The sequence below is a fragment of the Aurantimicrobium minutum genome, assembly GCF_029892845.1.
GTDB lineage: Bacteria > Actinomycetota > Actinomycetes > Actinomycetales > Microbacteriaceae > Aurantimicrobium > Aurantimicrobium minutum_B.
Map to the genome: position 1 here is coordinate 183,328 of NZ_JARXVT010000001.1, position 15,515 is coordinate 198,842.

The 15,515-nt window shown below is 54.8% G+C and carries 13 protein-coding genes; 8 read left to right on the plus strand and 5 right to left on the minus strand.

The window, feature by feature from the left end:
- Positions 1-25: 25 nt before the first annotated feature.
- Entirely contained in the window at positions 26-994 is a 969-nt protein-coding gene (locus tag M2118_RS00795; protein WP_432418370.1) for a ribose-phosphate diphosphokinase, read from the plus strand.
- A gap of 3 nt (positions 995-997) precedes the next feature.
- On the opposite strand, the gene M2118_RS00800 is transcribed toward M2118_RS00795, so the two are convergent.
- Positions 998-1,741 (minus strand): TetR/AcrR family transcriptional regulator, encoded by a 744-nt coding sequence (locus tag M2118_RS00800; protein WP_280794062.1) that lies wholly within the window; start codon positions 1,739-1,741, stop codon positions 998-1,000.
- A 764-nt stretch (positions 1,742-2,505) separates the two neighbouring features.
- Between M2118_RS00800 and M2118_RS00805 the strand changes: the two genes are divergently transcribed.
- The 3 genes from M2118_RS00805 to vapC all read left to right on the plus strand — a co-directional run bounded on the left by M2118_RS00805 (position 2,506) and on the right by vapC (position 4,719).
- Entirely contained in the window at positions 2,506-3,840 is a 1,335-nt protein-coding gene (locus M2118_RS00805) for an InlB B-repeat-containing protein (RefSeq protein WP_432418371.1), read from the plus strand.
- A gap of 181 nt (positions 3,841-4,021) precedes the next feature.
- Positions 4,022-4,318, plus strand: coding sequence for a type II toxin-antitoxin system VapB family antitoxin (vapB, locus tag M2118_RS00810; protein WP_280794063.1), 297 nt, complete (start codon positions 4,022-4,024; stop codon positions 4,316-4,318).
- The gene (vapC, locus tag M2118_RS00815) at positions 4,315-4,719 is read left to right on the plus strand and encodes a type II toxin-antitoxin system tRNA(fMet)-specific endonuclease VapC (protein ID WP_280794064.1); all 405 of its coding nucleotides are present in this window, start codon (positions 4,315-4,317) and stop codon (positions 4,717-4,719) included. Before vapB ends, vapC begins: the two co-directional genes overlap by 4 nt.
- Here the strand turns inward: vapC and M2118_RS00820 are convergent.
- From M2118_RS00820 to gndA, 3 genes are read right to left on the minus strand one after another with little or no spacing between them, the layout of a single operon-like run.
- Positions 4,716-5,561, minus strand: coding sequence for a hypothetical protein (locus tag M2118_RS00820; protein ID WP_280794065.1), 846 nt, complete (start codon positions 5,559-5,561; stop codon positions 4,716-4,718). The genes vapC and M2118_RS00820 overlap by 4 nt on opposite strands.
- Positions 5,562-5,566: 5 nt before the next feature.
- Positions 5,567-6,511 carry a carbohydrate kinase family protein gene (locus M2118_RS00825; protein WP_280794066.1) on the minus strand — a complete coding sequence of 315 codons (945 nt, stop codon included), beginning with the start codon at positions 6,509-6,511 and terminating at the stop codon, positions 5,567-5,569.
- A gap of 42 nt (positions 6,512-6,553) precedes the next feature.
- On the minus strand, positions 6,554-7,960 hold the full coding sequence (gene gndA, locus M2118_RS00830) for an NADP-dependent phosphogluconate dehydrogenase (protein WP_432418372.1): 1,407 nt from the start codon (positions 7,958-7,960) through the stop codon (positions 6,554-6,556).
- A gap of 335 nt (positions 7,961-8,295) precedes the next feature.
- Here gndA and M2118_RS00835 point away from each other — a divergent pair, with 335 nt between their 5' ends.
- From M2118_RS00835 to mfd, 4 genes are read left to right on the plus strand one after another with little or no spacing between them, the layout of a single operon-like run.
- On the plus strand, positions 8,296-9,009 hold the full coding sequence (locus tag M2118_RS00835; RefSeq protein WP_280794068.1) for a 50S ribosomal protein L25/general stress protein Ctc: 714 nt from the start codon (positions 8,296-8,298) through the stop codon (positions 9,007-9,009).
- Positions 9,010-9,017: 8 nt separating this feature from the next.
- Positions 9,018-9,599: an aminoacyl-tRNA hydrolase gene (pth, locus tag M2118_RS00840; protein WP_280794069.1), complete on the plus strand. Its 582-nt coding sequence runs from the start codon at positions 9,018-9,020 to the stop codon at positions 9,597-9,599.
- Positions 9,600-9,649: 50 nt separating this feature from the next.
- Positions 9,650-10,768 carry a hypothetical protein gene (locus M2118_RS00845; RefSeq protein WP_280794070.1) on the plus strand — a complete coding sequence of 373 codons (1,119 nt, stop codon included), beginning with the start codon at positions 9,650-9,652 and terminating at the stop codon, positions 10,766-10,768.
- 18 nt (positions 10,769-10,786) lie between these two features.
- On the plus strand, positions 10,787-14,383 hold the full coding sequence (gene mfd, locus M2118_RS00850) for a transcription-repair coupling factor (RefSeq protein ID WP_280794071.1): 3,597 nt from the start codon (positions 10,787-10,789) through the stop codon (positions 14,381-14,383).
- Here mfd and M2118_RS00855 read toward each other — a convergent pair.
- Positions 14,346-15,509: a Na+/H+ antiporter NhaA gene (locus M2118_RS00855; protein ID WP_280794072.1), complete on the minus strand. Its 1,164-nt coding sequence runs from the start codon at positions 15,507-15,509 to the stop codon at positions 14,346-14,348. The genes mfd and M2118_RS00855 overlap by 38 nt on opposite strands.
- Positions 15,510-15,515: the final 6 nt, after the last annotated feature.

Sequence of the window (15,515 nt, forward strand, 5' to 3'; positions counted from 1 at the left end):
CTTCGAAAGGCCGCAAGTGTCAGAAATCTCAGTGTCTACGAAGAAGAAGCTCGTGATCGTGAGTGGGCGTGCACACCCGCAGCTGGCAACCGATGTTGCCGCAGCGCTGAACACTCACGTATCAGGTACTGACCTGCGCACCTTTGCTAACGGTGAAATCTATGCCCGTTACGACGACAGCGTTCGTGGTGCTGATGTCTTCGTGGTTCAGTCCCACACTGCCCCCATCAACGAATGGGTAATGGAAACCTTGATCATGATTGATGCACTCAAGCGTGCATCTGCCAAGCGCATCACTGTTGTTGCCCCCTTTTACCCCTACGCCCGCCAGGACAAGAAGGGCCGTGGACGTGAGCCCATCTCTGCTCGTCTGGTAGCTGATCTGTTCAAGACTGCTGGTGCAGACCGCATCATGAGCGTTGACCTTCACGCAGCGCAGATCCAGGGCTTCTTTGATGGCCCCGTTGACCACCTCTTCGCTATGCCTGTTCTGCTTGAGCACTTCCGTGCACAGCTGGACCCCAGCACCTTGACTGTTGTTTCTCCTGACATGGGCCGCGTTCGCGTTGCAGACATCTGGAGCGAGAAACTCGGTGCACCCCTGGCCATCATTCACAAGCGTCGTGACCCCAAGGTTCACAACCAGGTCACTGTCCACGAGATCGTGGGCCAGGTCTCAGGCCGCGTCTGTCTCCTCGTTGACGACATGATCGACACTGGTCGCACCATCGTGAAGGCAGCTGAAGCACTCGTTGCTAACGGCGCTATTGGTGTTGTGGTTGCTGCCACCCACGCAGTTTTCTCTGACCCAGCATGCGAGATTCTGCAGTCTGAGTTCATCAGCGAAGTAGTTGTCACCGACACTCTTCCGGTTCCCGAAGACAAGCGCTTTGAGAAGCTCACCATTCTTCCCATCGCACCTCTACTGGCTAGCGCTATCCACGAGGTCTTCGAAGAAGGATCTGTCACCTCAATGTTTGATGGTGCTGCTTAGGGATTAGTTTCCCTTTGCGACCTTCACAATGAGGTCGATGTAAGTCTTCTTTGCAATCCCCACGCTGAGGTTCTTCACTGCACGGGCATCCATGCTCTTTGTGCTCACGTGGTGACCAGCAGACCAGGAAGCAAAACCGTGAGTCATCCAGGCAATATGGCCAGCAGTCAGCACAGCACCAGGGTTAGTCAGGCTTAAAGTGCGGGGCAAGTTGTCTTTATCGAACTCAACAGAACTGACTTTGCCACTGCGCAAATCTGCAACGCACACAGCAACAAGCGCCAGGTGATAGTCGAAGAGCTCTTCCATCTCTTTTTGGTAGCGCTCTTTAACAAGAATTTGTGAATCGAAGGAAGCAAGTGGGTGTTGTAGGAGGAGATACATTCCTTCAAACTTCGCGGCCCATTTAGCTTCTTCAACGACGAATGCTCTTAATCTTTTTTCAGGGTTTGACGGTGCTTTTTGAATTGAGTCGACGACATTCTTCGACCACAGTTGGTAGGCCCACCAGGTGGCTTCGGCAATGAGGCCATCCCGGTTACCAAAGTGGTAGTTCACAAGAGGATGCTTCAAGCCAAGGCGGTCGCAGACCCGCATGGGGCTGAAATCTGCCGGTCCAACGTCTCTGATGTCCTCAATGGCGAGCATGATCATCTTCTCGCGGGTGGAAGGGTCTGCCACTGGGCCAAGCTTTAACCAGTCAGCAGCAGCGTACACGCTCGCGTCTGAAAGGTTCCTTTTAGGCATGCCAACAGGATACCCCTGACGTGACGTAAATATTGAGCAATCGAGCGGTTGGACACCTTGAACAGGTGTCTATATCTTTAACTGACGTTAGTTAAAAATTTATACTTAAGGAATCATTAATGGGCAACCGCAACGAGCAGATTAGTGCAGGACGTTTCAGCAAAAAGTTTTTAACCACATTAATCTCGTCATTCGTTACTGCGGCAATTACTTTAGTTAGTGCTGTTGCTTTTGTTGTACCAGCGCATGCTGCGGCTGGAGACCCCATAATCTCAATCCCAGGGGGATACACCTGGGCTTCATCGGGGACGACCCTAAATCCGCAACCTATAACAATTTCATTCATCACCCCCATTGGAATTGTTCCTGATTCGAGTCCATCTGGCGCTTACTCGAATTCAAATTATTTAGCATTCCAATTCGGCTCTATGCCTGGCGGAACTTTGGGTAGCTCCGCTATGTCTACCTCTGGTTGTGCGTATGCACCAACTTGTACTGGTATTTCTGTTACCGCCGTTGACCCTTCTGGTAATCAGATTTCATTATCAGGGGCACAGTTGCGAACTCAGATGGATGGCTCCACTGTTAGTGGTGCAGTCACCGCATATACCAGAGGCACCACGGTTCCAAGTGGCTCGACAATCACTCTGGTTATTGATGCGGGTTACGTTGTGCTTGGAAACAACACAGCGGTTAGAGGCGAAGTGAAAAACATCACCACCTCGTCTTCGGCATCAACAACCGCTTATGTTAATTTCCACACCATGCGCTCAGTAGCGTTTAACGCTAATGGCGGCACAGGTTCAATGTCCGAACAGTGGTCAACTCCTAGAGGAAAGCTGTCCGCTTCAACACTGACACCACCTGCTGGGAAAACTTTTCTCGGTTGGAGTTCGACTCAAAGTGCAACTACAGCAACTTATCTTGATCAGGCATCGACTTTCCCATTCAATGCTTGGGCTCAAACTCTGTATGCCGTTTGGGGAGTGTCAACAAGAACAGTGACATTCCATGCGGACTTTAATGGTGCGTCTCCTGCCACAACAACACAGTCAGGTAACTCTGGTACCTCAGCTAATCTAAACGGCACGTTTACCCGTCCTGGTTACATGTTGAGTGGTTGGGCCACAAACTCAGGTGGCCCAACAACATATTCTCCGGTCCAAAACTTCACCTTTAACGCTGACACAGACCTCTATGCTTTGTGGACGGCAAACACAAACACAGTCACCTATCACAGTGACCATGGTGTTGTACCTGGTAACGGATCCTTTTCCACGGGGGGAAATCTCACCCTGCCTTCACCTTTGTCCGCAGCGGGATATCGGTTCGATGGCTGGTTCGAGGCTTCGTCTGGAGGTTTAGCCCTTTCAAGCGGATATAACCCTTCAGCAACAAACAACATTGATATTTACGCTCATTGGACATCACTTTTGCGGACCGTTAGTTTCAACGCAAATGGCGGTACTGGAATCATGCCAGATCAATCAGGCTTTGCAACCACAACCTTGAATACAAACACAATCGCTAGAACTGGTTATGGCTTCACTGGTTGGAACACCATTGCTAACGGTTCTGGTACTGCTTACGCAGTTGACGCAACCCACCCATTCACTTCAAGTGAAACCCTCTACGCACAGTGGCGGGCACTTCCAGCTACTCCAATTGCTGCAGTAGATATCCAAGTTCCAGTTGGATCGGCAATTGCTAACGCTCCTGTTGACCTCGATGTAGACGGCCTCAAGGACCAGACCGGCTACACCGTAACCGTGTTCTCCACCCCTCAGATCATTGACCAGGGAACAATCTGGTCAGGACGCTTAAACACGACGGTTCGTATTCCTTCGAACCTTGAAGCGGGTTGGCACCGATTGGTCATTGAGGGAACAGCAGCAGACGGAACTCCCTGGACTGAAGAGAACTTCTTCAAGGTTTCTCCAGGAGGCATCCTCCTGGCAACGAGTGAAGTTGTTCCTGCAGAACTCGCAATGACAGGTAGTCAGGCAGTTCCTGTGTTCTATAGCGCAGGCTTCCTAATTCTGCTGGGCTTCGGATTCCTTGCTGCGAATGTGACTCTTCGCCGTCGCAACAACAAGTAACAGCAGATCCGTCTGGGTCACACCGAGGACTTTCTCAACCTGACCTGCTTCGTGAGGCCCCGGCTATGCCGGGGCCTCACGAGGTTAACAACATGTACTCCACAATTACTGAGAAGTAGTACTTATCCGCGAATCCAGGGGATTGGAGAATGAACACCGCCAGGGTTTCTATATTCGTTCCATGACAACCACATATGCACTTGTATATACTTTGGATATATACAAGGAGCCACCGGTGATTACAAGCAAACTATTTCTGAACAACACCACCCAAGCGGTGAGGTTGCCCAAAGAAGTTGCATTTCCCCCACATGTTTCAGAGGTTGAAATTATTGTTCAGGGGAATAACAGACTTCTAGTACCCAAAAAAGACTTAATAAGTTGGATGCTTGAATCTCCTGGATTTACGGATGATTTCACTACTGACCCTCCTGAAAATGAACTTCCACCTAGAGAGTTCTCGTGGGACGAGGAATGAAATTTTTGGTAGATAGTGATGTTCTCATCGAACTCATCAGAATGAAAAAGATTGATGTAGTTGAGAAATTTGAGACTCATTATTCAGATTGCGTTCTTTCCAGCGTGACGGTTGCAGAACTGGATTATGGGGTTAGGAAATCTCAAAAACAAGAGCATAATCGTGAACAGCTTGACCGAGTGCTGCAGGTTTTCAGGGTTATTGACTTCACTTATCAGGATGCGTTACATGCAGGTGAAATTCGTGCAGAGCTTGAAAGCACCGGACGACGAATTGGTGAGCACGATACTTTAATCGCTGCACAGGCTCGATCGAGGGAACTAACTCTCGTAACGGGAAATGTTCGAGAATTCGAACGTGTACCAGGACTACGCGTGGAGAACTGGCTGGAAGCTCGTTAGTTCTTGACAGGAGGGGTGCACTCTGCCCACAGTGCACTGTGAGGGAATGACTCCTCTAATACCTGCAGTGTTTCTTGGATAGGTACTGGTTCAAGTGTGGGGGTTCCAAATACTGGAGCCAGTGGGGCATCCAGCACTGTGAGCGCAAAGAGGATGACGGCAAGCATGCCCCATGACATTCCTGCGGAGATGCGAGCCAGAAGTTTACGGTCAGCTAAGTGCATGGCCAAGAGCGCCGTCATGACAAAACTGGAGAAGTAGATCACCAGCCACACCACAAAAGGAATCAGCGCAGAGTTGCCCATGACGAGTTCTTCACGAGCACTGGTCAGTTCTGCAGCCCCAGAAGCCAAAATGGGGAAGTTCTGCTGCTGCTGAATGGTGGTGAGATCCACATGTGCAACATCCGTGTTGAGCTTGAGGAGCCAGTCCGTGGTGATGGGTGATCCACCTCGTTGACCGTTGCCGATTTCAACCCAGTCATCGGTGGCGCTGGAGCGAAGTGCACAAGCCACATCTCGGCGAATCTCGAGGCGCTGGTCTTCTGCCAATGATTCAGAGGCAGAGAAGATGGTGAGGCTGCTGCGCCCCATGCTTTGAATGCTGCCCTTGGTGTCGTCGAAATCTGCAACAGCAAAGCTGAGAAGGAGGCCCAGCAGAATTCCGACTGCACCTCCCACAAACGCCAGGGTGTCTGACAGGCGACCGAGTTCGTGACCCTTCAGGTCACCTTCTTTAAATCGCTTGTCAGCAAATTTGTGGATTAGTCCACCAGCGAACCATCCCAAGAGCACACATCCGAGCAGGATGCCCTGAGTAATGAGGACTTGGGTGGTGAGCATAAGAATTACAAGCCTAGTTCCGCGAGCGTGGGTGGATTACACCCAGCTCGTGAACACGTAATGGCGCCCACCTCAGCTGCGAGGGTGAGGAGGTCGATCCACTCGTCCAGGGTGACCTTGGCCAAGAGTTCCTCTGCGTTGCCGCCGAGGGCACCACGCTGCTGGAGGCCATAGAGGGTTGCACCCAGGAACGAGTCTCCTGCTCCGACGGTGTCGACGAGCTCAATCACGGGGGCCTTCACGCTCACGGTGTCACCGGTTGGAGTGAACAGAGTTGCGCCATCGGCACCACGGGTCATGATGACGTGGTGGCCAGCACCTGCCCACAGGCGGGCGGTGTCAACGGGGGAGCGGTCAGGGTAGAGCCAGGCAAGGTCATCATCGGATGCCTTGACGATGTGGGCCAGCTTGATTTGGCGCTCCACGCGCACCGTCTCGTTCTCGCGCTCAAAGCCGAGGCCGGGGCGGATGTTGAGGTCAATGACAACAGTGGAGTTCTCGGTGGAATGCAAGTGACCTGCGAGGTTCTCAATCACCGAAGCACCAGGCTCAATGGCGGTCGCTACAGAACCAATCACGAGAGCAGCAGGTGGTTCCACCTCGAGGTGAACGAAAGCTCCCAGGGTCCAACCCCAGTCAGCAGTTCCCTTGAGGTAAAAGCTGTAACTTGCCTTGCCCTGTTCATCTAGTGATGCCACGGCAAGCGAGGTGGGATCGCTGGTGCGCTCCACTAGGGAGAGGTCGATCTTCTCTGGCGAGAGCCAGTCGTGCAGCTTCTGGCCAAACTTGTCGTCACTCATGCGGCCAGCGAAGCTGACGTGTGCACCAAGACGAGCTAAAGCAATAGACACATTTGCGGGTGCTCCACCAGGCTTCGCCTGGTAGTTGCCATCTGGCTGCTGGATGAGGTCGATTAACGCCTCACCAATGACCACAATGCGATCACTCATGGATGTCTCCTTCGGGCGGGGGAGGGATTTCCCGCGAGTGAGTTAGTGGGTGCTGGGCTCAGCTTCGATCTCAGTGCGGTCACCAGACCACAGGGTGTGGAATGTGCCAGGCATGTCGATGCGCTTGTAGGTGTGTGCACCGAAGAAGTCGCGCTGTCCCTGAACAACAGAGGCAGGAAGACGCTCAGCACGCAGACCGTCGTAGTAGGACAGAGAGGATGCAAATGCGGGGATGGGGTAACCAGCCAGCGAAGCGCCAGCCACAATGCGACGCCATGCGCCCAGTGACTTAGCAACAGCGTCGGTGAAGTAGCCATCGAGCAGCAGGGACAGCAGGTTGGCGTCCTTGCCGTAGGCCTCAGCAATGCGGTTGAGGAACTGAGCTCGGATGATGCAACCACCACGCCAGATCTTGGACACAGCGCCCAAGTCGATGTTCCAGTTGTATTCCTTGGCGCCGGCGCGAATAGCGTCGAAGCCCTGTGCGTAGGCAACAATCTTGGATGCATAGAGTGCACGGCGCACGTCTTCAACAAAAGCAGCCTTGTCTTCAACGTTGTAAGCAACGGTGTCAGCAGGCAGGTTGTTGGCAGCATCTCGCTGTGCACGCTGTGAAGAAAGCGAACGAGCGAAGACAGCTTCAGCAATTCCGGAAACAGGAACGCCCAAGTTCAGTGAGGTCTGAACAGTCCAGACGCCGGTGCCCTTCGAGCCAGCCTCGTCGAGGATGACATCAACCAGTGGCTTACCGGTCTTGGCATCAACCTGCTTGAGAACCTCAGCTGTGATCTCGATCAGGTAGGACTCGAGCTCGCCCTTGTTCCATTCGGTGAAGATGTCTGCGATCTCGGCAGGAGCAAAGCCACCAATGTTGCGCAGCAGGTCGTATGCCTCAGCGATGAGCTGCATATCTGCATACTCAATACCGTTGTGAATCATCTTCACAAAGTGACCAGCACCGTCGGTGCCCACGTGAGTTACACAAGGCTCACCCTCAGCAACGGCAGCAATGGAAGAAAGGATGGGGCCGAGGGTCTTGTAGGACTCGGCTGAACCACCAGGCATGATGCTGGGGCCCTTGAGCGCACCCTCTTCACCACCGGAAATACCGGCACCAACAAAGTGAACGCCGGTGGGGGAGATAGCGGCCTCACGGCGCAAAGTGTCAGTGAAGAGTGCGTTTCCACCATCAACGATGATGTCGCCGGGCTCGAAACGCTCAGCCAGCTGGCTGATCACAGCGTCAGTTCCGGCACCGGCCTGAACCATGATGATCGCGGTGCGAGGCTGTGCCAGTGAGGCCACGAAATCATCGATGGTCTCGGACGCGATGAAACCTGCTTCTGGGTGCTCGGTGATGAGCTGCTCGGTGCGTGCATAGGAGCGGTTGTACACCGCAACGGTGTTGCCTTCGCGGCTGGCGAGGTTACGTGCCAAGTTCGAACCCATAACGGCGAGTCCAACGACTCCGATGTTTGCCTTCGCGCTCACGAATGCGTCTCCTAGCTCAAGAAAAGAAAAAGTGGGAAAAGTAGAGGTATTCAGTCGTCTCTTAAGGAATAAAGTCTCTGCCTCAATCGTACCTGACCGCAGATTGGCTTCTTTCCCCGATTTCGCGCTGTTACGCCTTTGCCGATACAGTAAAGACGTACTTCGGCGAGGGATATCTCTTGGATATCCGTTATCGACGCGGTGGAATGTGGCTCTCGCCGTTTCCTCACGCTGACATGCGTTCGAGTTGAAATAACGATTGAGGCCACGGCCTCACAGATTAGGAGGCCATCATGGCTGAAGTTGATAACAAGGTACCCGCAGAGGTACGTACCCAGTTCGGTAAGGGCTTTGCTCGCCGTCTGCGCGCTGCTGGTCAGATTCCTGCAGTTGTATACGGTCACGGTGCAGAGGTTCAGCACGTTGCTGTTCCAGCACACCAGGTTCGCCTTCTTCTTCGTAAGAAGAACGCAATCCTCGACCTTCAGATCGATGGCAAGAGCCAGCTGACTCTGGTGAAGGATGTCCAGAAGGACCCCGTACTCCAGATCATCGAGCACATCGACCTCGTTGTTGTGAACCAGGGTGAGAAGGTTCTCGTGAACGTTCCTCTCCACATCGTGGGAACCCAGCAGTCCGGTGCAGTTCTTGAGCTCGACGCTAAGACTGTTCCTCTTCTCGCTAACGCAACTCACATTCCTGAGTTCATCGAGATCAACATTGAGGGCAAGGCTCCTGGCTTCCGCGTAACCTTCGCTGAGCTTGAGCTTCCTTCGGACGCAATCATCGATGGCGACTCAACCCGCCTCGTTGTTCACGTTCACTCTCCTTCAGCTAAGGACCTCGCTGAGTCCGGCGACGAGCTCGCAGCAGAACTTGCTGACGACGCAGCACACGCTGAGCACAAGGCAGAAATCCACGCTGAGCAGCACGACGCAGAGAAGGCAGCAGCTGAAGCTGACGCTGAGCTCTCCGGTGCAGCTGCTGCAGCTGAGGCTGCTGAGTAATAACTCAATTGAGCACAACCTGGCTTGTAGTCGGGCTCGGTAACCCCGGGCCCGACTACGCCGGTCATCGCCACAATGTGGGACAGATGGCTGTGTCGCAGTTGGCCAGCGACATCGGTGCGACTTTCAAGTCGCACAAAGCAAATGCGCTTGTTGCAGAGGGTTGGGTGCGCCCCGGAGGCCCCAAACTCATCATTGCCAAGCCCAACACTTTTATGAACCTCTCAGGAGGGCCAGTGGCTAACCTGCTGAAGTTCTATGGCGTTGAGCCCGCCAACCTGATCGTTCTCCACGATGAGCTCGACATTGACTTTGACGTGATTCGTCTCAAGAGTAATGGCGGCCACGGCGGCCACAACGGCCTCCGCGACATCATCGCTGCCATTGGCACCAATGAGTTCAACCGCATTCGTATTGGTATTGGGCGCCCTCCTGGTCGTCAGGATGCCGCAGACTTCGTTCTCGCCAACTTCAACTCCTCTGAGCGCGAGATTCTGCCTCACGTTTTGGCGCATGCCACCGATGCAGTGGAGACCATCGCAGATGAGGGAATGCTTGCAGCGCAGCAGCGCTTCAATTCCCCTGCCTAGTCTCAACAAACACTCAGCTGGCATCAAGAAAAACTGATTACCCTTAAATTATGAAGTTCACCCCACGGGTTCAGATGATTGCCGCTCTGGCTGTCAGTACAGTGCTGGTTGCCAGCACTGCCGTGGTTGTGGGCACCAACTTCGTCTCCACCCAGCAGAGTGCACAGGCTCAAGTCATCGACACTATTGCCACCGGTAATGAGCGTGTGCAGGCACTGACCGAGCGTGCTGCTGATCTTGAATTAGCAATCAAAAATGCCCAGACGATTCTCACCGATTCCAGCGGCAAGGTTCTGGATGACGCATCTCGCCAAACCCTCGAGAAGTCCATCGTCCAGGCTCAAAAAACTCTGAAGATTCAAAAAGCCGAGCTGGTCAAACTCAAAGCCTCCGTCTCGAGTTTGAAAACTGCGGCTCCTTTGGATTTGTTGTGGCCTTATGGTCAGCAAGTTCGTGCAGAAGAAGTTCAGGCCAGCGACACCACCAGTGTTGAAGCACTGGTGAAAGCTGTGATGGCCTTGGGGACAGGCATTCAGAATGTCCAAACCGCTCAGTCTGCCTGGCAGGCAGAGCAAGACCGCATTGCTGCAGAACAAGCTGCTGCTGAAGCCGCCGCCGCAGCACAGGCTGCTGCTGCAGCCCGTCGTGCTGCGCAGGCCCAATCCCTGGAGCAAACCGGTGGTTCCACCACCCCCACAGCTCCTTCCCCGCCCGTCACTGCTGCGGCCGCAGCACCCGTGAGCCAAGGTTTCAGTGCCGAGGCATATGTCACCGCACTAGCTCCCAACTCCTATGTCGTTTGGGAAAACGGCATGTGTGCCAGGCAGTTTGGCGCCAACGTCTATCTCTGTGGTTATGCCACGGTGAATCTCAACGGCTCCAATACGGATCGTGTACCCATCACTCTGGATAGTTCGTTGACTGAGCGATACTCCAACAGCGTGGGAGTTTCCGTGCTAGTACACGAGGCCGCCCACGCCAGACAGTGGTGGAAATACGGTCCTTCCATCATGACCGCATACAACGCACTTGTTCCTGGTCAGACAGGATCGATGCCAGTGGAATGGATGGCGGATTGCGCCACCATCGTGAAGTTGGGTTACAGCACCGGCTCGTACACTCGCAACTGCACGGCAGAACAACTCGCTGAGGCTGCCACGCTCTGGTGAGCGCCATAGACTAACGTCATGGTATTTCAGGGGCTTTCGCGCGCCCTTTCGCGCACCCCAAATATCGCTGATGCACTCAGCTATGCCAACAAAGATGCTGATTTCTCAGTTGTTGAAGGCCTGAATGCCCCTCTTCTCTCGGCTCTGATTGAGGCCCGCATCTCTGCAGGATTACCTCCCGTTGTGTTGGCAGTGACGGCAACGAACCGAGAGGCAGAACGCCTTGCTGCCGCGCTGTCCTCATTGATGCCCCATGCGCAACTCTGTGACTTCCCGGCATGGGAAACCTTGCCTCATGAGCGCCTGTCGCCCAGTCCAGAAATTGTGGGGCGCCGATTTGAAGCCTTGCGCCAGGCTCGTGATTGGGATGGTTCACTTCCCCTGATCATGATTACGTCTGTTCGTGGCGCTCTGCAGCCCATCGCCGACAACCTCGGCGATGTGGAGCCTATTGCCTTGAGCGTGGGCAGTCGAGGCAATGACCTGATGGCCATTGCTGCGTTGTTAGTGGACTTGGCTTATGTACGGGTGGACATGGTCACCCGCCGTGGTGAGTTCGCAGTGCGCGGTGGCATCTTGGATGTGTTCCCGCCTGTGGCTGATCATCCCATTCGTGTGGACTTCTTCGGTGACGAAGTGGATTCCATTCGGGCCTTCTCTGTGGCAGACCAGCGTTCGCTGGACGGAGATATCCAGAACATTGCGCTGCCACCCAGCCGTGAGTTGCTGCTGACAGCTCCCGTGCGTCAGCGAGCACGCGAGATGGAACACGAGTTCCCTGGCATCAACCAGATGCTCTCCAAGATCGCGGAAGGCATTGCTGTGGAGGGCATGGAGTCGTTGACTCCAGCATTGGTGGATCGTCTTGTTCCCATCACCAGCTATTTGCCCGATGGCGCTGCAGTGGCTCTTCTCTCTCCTGAACGAATTGCTACTCGTGCCATCAATCTGACTGAGACCAACCGTGAATTCCTGCATGCTGCCTGGAATGCCGCGAGTGCTGGAGCACAGTCACCTATCGATCTTTCTGCCGGTGACTTCCTCACCATTACTGAACTTCGATCCGCTTATCAGGGAGGTGCGTGGTGGACATTCAGTGCATTCCAGCACGGCCCTGATGCCTCCGAACCACTGCCCGAAGAACTCGACCTCGACGAGATTCTGGCTATCCGCATCAATGCGAAGGCCGTGCCCACCTTTGCTGGCAACGTCGATGGTGCTGTGGACCACGTGGAGGCGCTGCTCAAGCAGGACTGGACCGTCATCGTTGCGGCGGAAGGCCATGGTTTAGTTGAGCGTGCTGGTCAAGTACTAGCAGAGCGTAACCTTGCTGCACGCATGGTTGCCGAGCTTCCTTCTGAGCTCGAACCTGGAGTCGCCTATCTGGTCCAAGCCTCCGTTGAGGCAGGTTTCGAGCTCGAGGAGGCCAAGCTTGCAGTTATCTCAGAAGCTGAGTTTTATGGCCGTGCTGCTGGCTATGACGCCCGTGCACCTCGAAAGCTGGCGAGCCGTCGCAAGAACGTGGTCGACCCGCTCAAGCTTGAGGCTGGCGACATCGTTGTTCACGAAACCCACGGAATTGGAAAGTTCCTTGAACTCGTTCAGCGTGAAGTGTCCTCCGGTGGTCGCAATGCGGTGAAGACCACGCGTGAATACCTCGTCATTGAATACGCGCCGAGTAAACGTGGCTATCCCGGCGACAAGCTCTATGTCCCCACCGACCAGCTCGACCAGCTCACGAGGTATGTGGGCGGGGAAGCTCCTGCTCTGTCCAAGATGGGTGGCAGTGACTGGGGTCAAGCCAAGTCCAAGGCCCGCAAGGCCGTTCGCGACATCGCTGTGGAACTGGTCAAGCTCTATAGCGCGCGCATGGCAAGCCGTGGATTCTCGTTCAGTCCAGACACCCCATGGCAGCGAGAGCTTGAAGAAGCTTTCCCTTATGTGGAGACGATGGATCAGCTCACCACCATCGATGAAGTCAAAGCCGATATGGAGCGGGCCATCCCGATGGATCGCCTCATCTCCGGTGACGTGGGCTTTGGTAAGACAGAGATCGCGGTTCGCGCCGCGTTCAAGGCTGTCCAAGATGGCAAGCAAGTTGCCATCTTGGTGCCCACCACGCTTCTGGTGAAGCAACACTTCGAGACCTTCCAGGAACGCTTCGCCGGTTTCCCTGTTCACCTGCGTGCACTGAGCCGCTTCCAAACTGACAAGGAAGCCAAGGAAACTTTGGCGGGCATGGCGGATGGAACCGTGGACGTGGTCATCGGAACACATCGCCTACTGGCGCAGGGCGTCTCTTTCAAGGACTTGGGACTGGTCATCATCGATGAAGAGCAGCGCTTTGGCGTGGAGCACAAGGATGCGCTCAAGAAGCTAAAAACCAACGTTGACATCCTGGCTATGAGTGCAACGCCCATTCCCCGTACGCTCGAGATGGCTGTGACCGGCATCCGCGAGATGTCGACCCTGGCCACCCCACCCGAGGACCGCCACCCCATCCTCACCTTCGTGGGCCCCTTCTCCGAGAAGCAGGCTGCTGCCGCAATTCGCCGCGAGATTCTGCGCGAAGGACAGGTCTTCTTCGTCCACAACCGCGTCTCCAGCATCAACCGCGTGGCAGCGCAGATTGCTGAGCTCGTTCCCGAAGCGCGCGTGGGTGTTGCCCACGGTCAGTTGACCGAGCACCAGCTCGAGCAAGTCATCATCGACTTCTGGGAACGCAAGTTCGATGTGTTGGTGTCCACCACCATCATTGAGACCGGCCTGGATATTGCCAACGCCAACACCTTGATCGTGGACCGAGCAGATAAGTATGGCCTGAGCCAGCTTCACCAGTTGCGTGGTCGTGTGGGCCGCGGACGTGAACGTGCCTATGCCTATCTCTTCTATGACGAGACCACTCCTTTGAGCGAAACAGCTCACGACCGCCTGAACGCACTCGCGATGAATAACGAGCTGGGCTCGGGTATTCAGATCGCGCTTAAGGACCTCGAAATTCGTGGAGCCGGAAATCTCCTCGGCGGTGAACAGTCTGGCCACATCGCAGGAGTCGGCTTCGACCTCTACCTGCGCATGATTGGCGAAGCCGTCTCTGCCTTCCGCGGCGACGTCGCTGAAGGCCAGACAGAGCTTCGTCTGGAGCTTCCCGTTGATGCTCGCATCCCTGACGACTACGTCGACAGCGAGCGTCTACGCCTGGAGGCATACCAAAAGCTTTCTGTTGCCAGCGGTCCGCTGTCGCGTGAAGAACAGATTGATCAGGTTCTGGAAGAACTGGCTGATCGCTATGGCGAACCCCCTGCTCAGGTTCACAACCTCATTGCTGTGTCACGCCTACGCAGGCGAGCACACAAGTCAGGTCTGAGCGAGGTTGTCGTGATGGGGTCCAACCTGCGTATTACTCCAGCAGATCTGCCTGATTCGATTCAGGTGAGATTAGCCAGGATGTATCCGGGAGCCAAGTACGTTCCGGCTGCCCGTGTGATCACGGTTCCTCTTCCCGAGGACACTGACCTCATTGCATGGACAGGAAGCCTGCTGGATGCAATTTTCCCGCTACCAAAGGCGGAAGAAGCTAGCGCTGCTTCCGGTAGTGGCGAGAGCGCCAGCTAACCAAGCTGCCACCAATCAGGATTGCAACCGCAGAGCCGACGAGTACGGCCAGCACTCCTTCGTCACGGATGGCATCGTCGCCAGCAAAGGCGAGCTCGTTCATGAGCAATGACACGGTGAACCCGATGCCTGCCACGGCCGCCACCGTGAGTAAATCCCAACCTCGAATAAGGGTCTCTGTTGCTTCACCGCGCTTGGCAATGAGCGCGACGATACTGCCGGCAATCATGATGCCGATGATCTTGCCCACGGGCAGGCCCACCGCAATACCCCAGAAAGCTGGGCTGAGCTCAGCGGGAGAGACCGCGGGGATCAACACCAGTGCAGAGGCGAACGCAAACAAAGGCAAGATCACCGCATTGGTCACGGGCTGCAGTGCGTGAGCTGCCTGGGCAGCAAGTCGTGGGTTCAGTACCAAGCCCAATGCAACACCGGCGATAGTGGCGTGAACGCCAGAAAGCACGGTGAAATACCAAGCAAACAAAGCAACGAAGATCAACAGGGTTGTTCGAATAGCAGGGTTCTTGATCCGGCCCTGGCAGCCCAAGAAGCGGAAGAAGTAAACAGCAGTTGCCGCCATTCCCAAAGCAAGAATGTTGAGACTTTGGCTAAAGAACACCGCGATGATCACAATCGCGATGAGGTCATCAAGAACGGCAAGGGCCAGCAAGAAGACTCGAATGCGTCCGGGCAGTCCGCGCCCCACAAGTGCAATCAGCCCGAGTGCGAAAGCAATGTCTGTGGCCGTGGGGATGGGCCAACCTTGGGCAAAGTCTGGACCTGCAATGGCTAGATACAGGGCGGCAGGAACAATGACACCACCGACGGCAGCTATACCGGGAGCCAGTGCATGTTTGACCGTGTTTAGTTCCCCCACGGTCAGCTCATGGCGCAATTCAACCGCCACGATGAAGAAGAAGATGACGAGCAGGCCGTCAGTGATCCAGTGACCAATGCTGAGGTCGAGCTCAAGAGCGGGCAGACCGATGTGGCTGGAGAAGAGTTCAATCAGCCCAGGACCTGCAACCGAATTTGCAAGAACTAAGCCCAGGATCGCGGCAGCAGCAAGAGAGATTGCTGCATAGCGTTCGGAACGAAAGATCGTTCTCATACTGACTCGGGCCATAGTTTC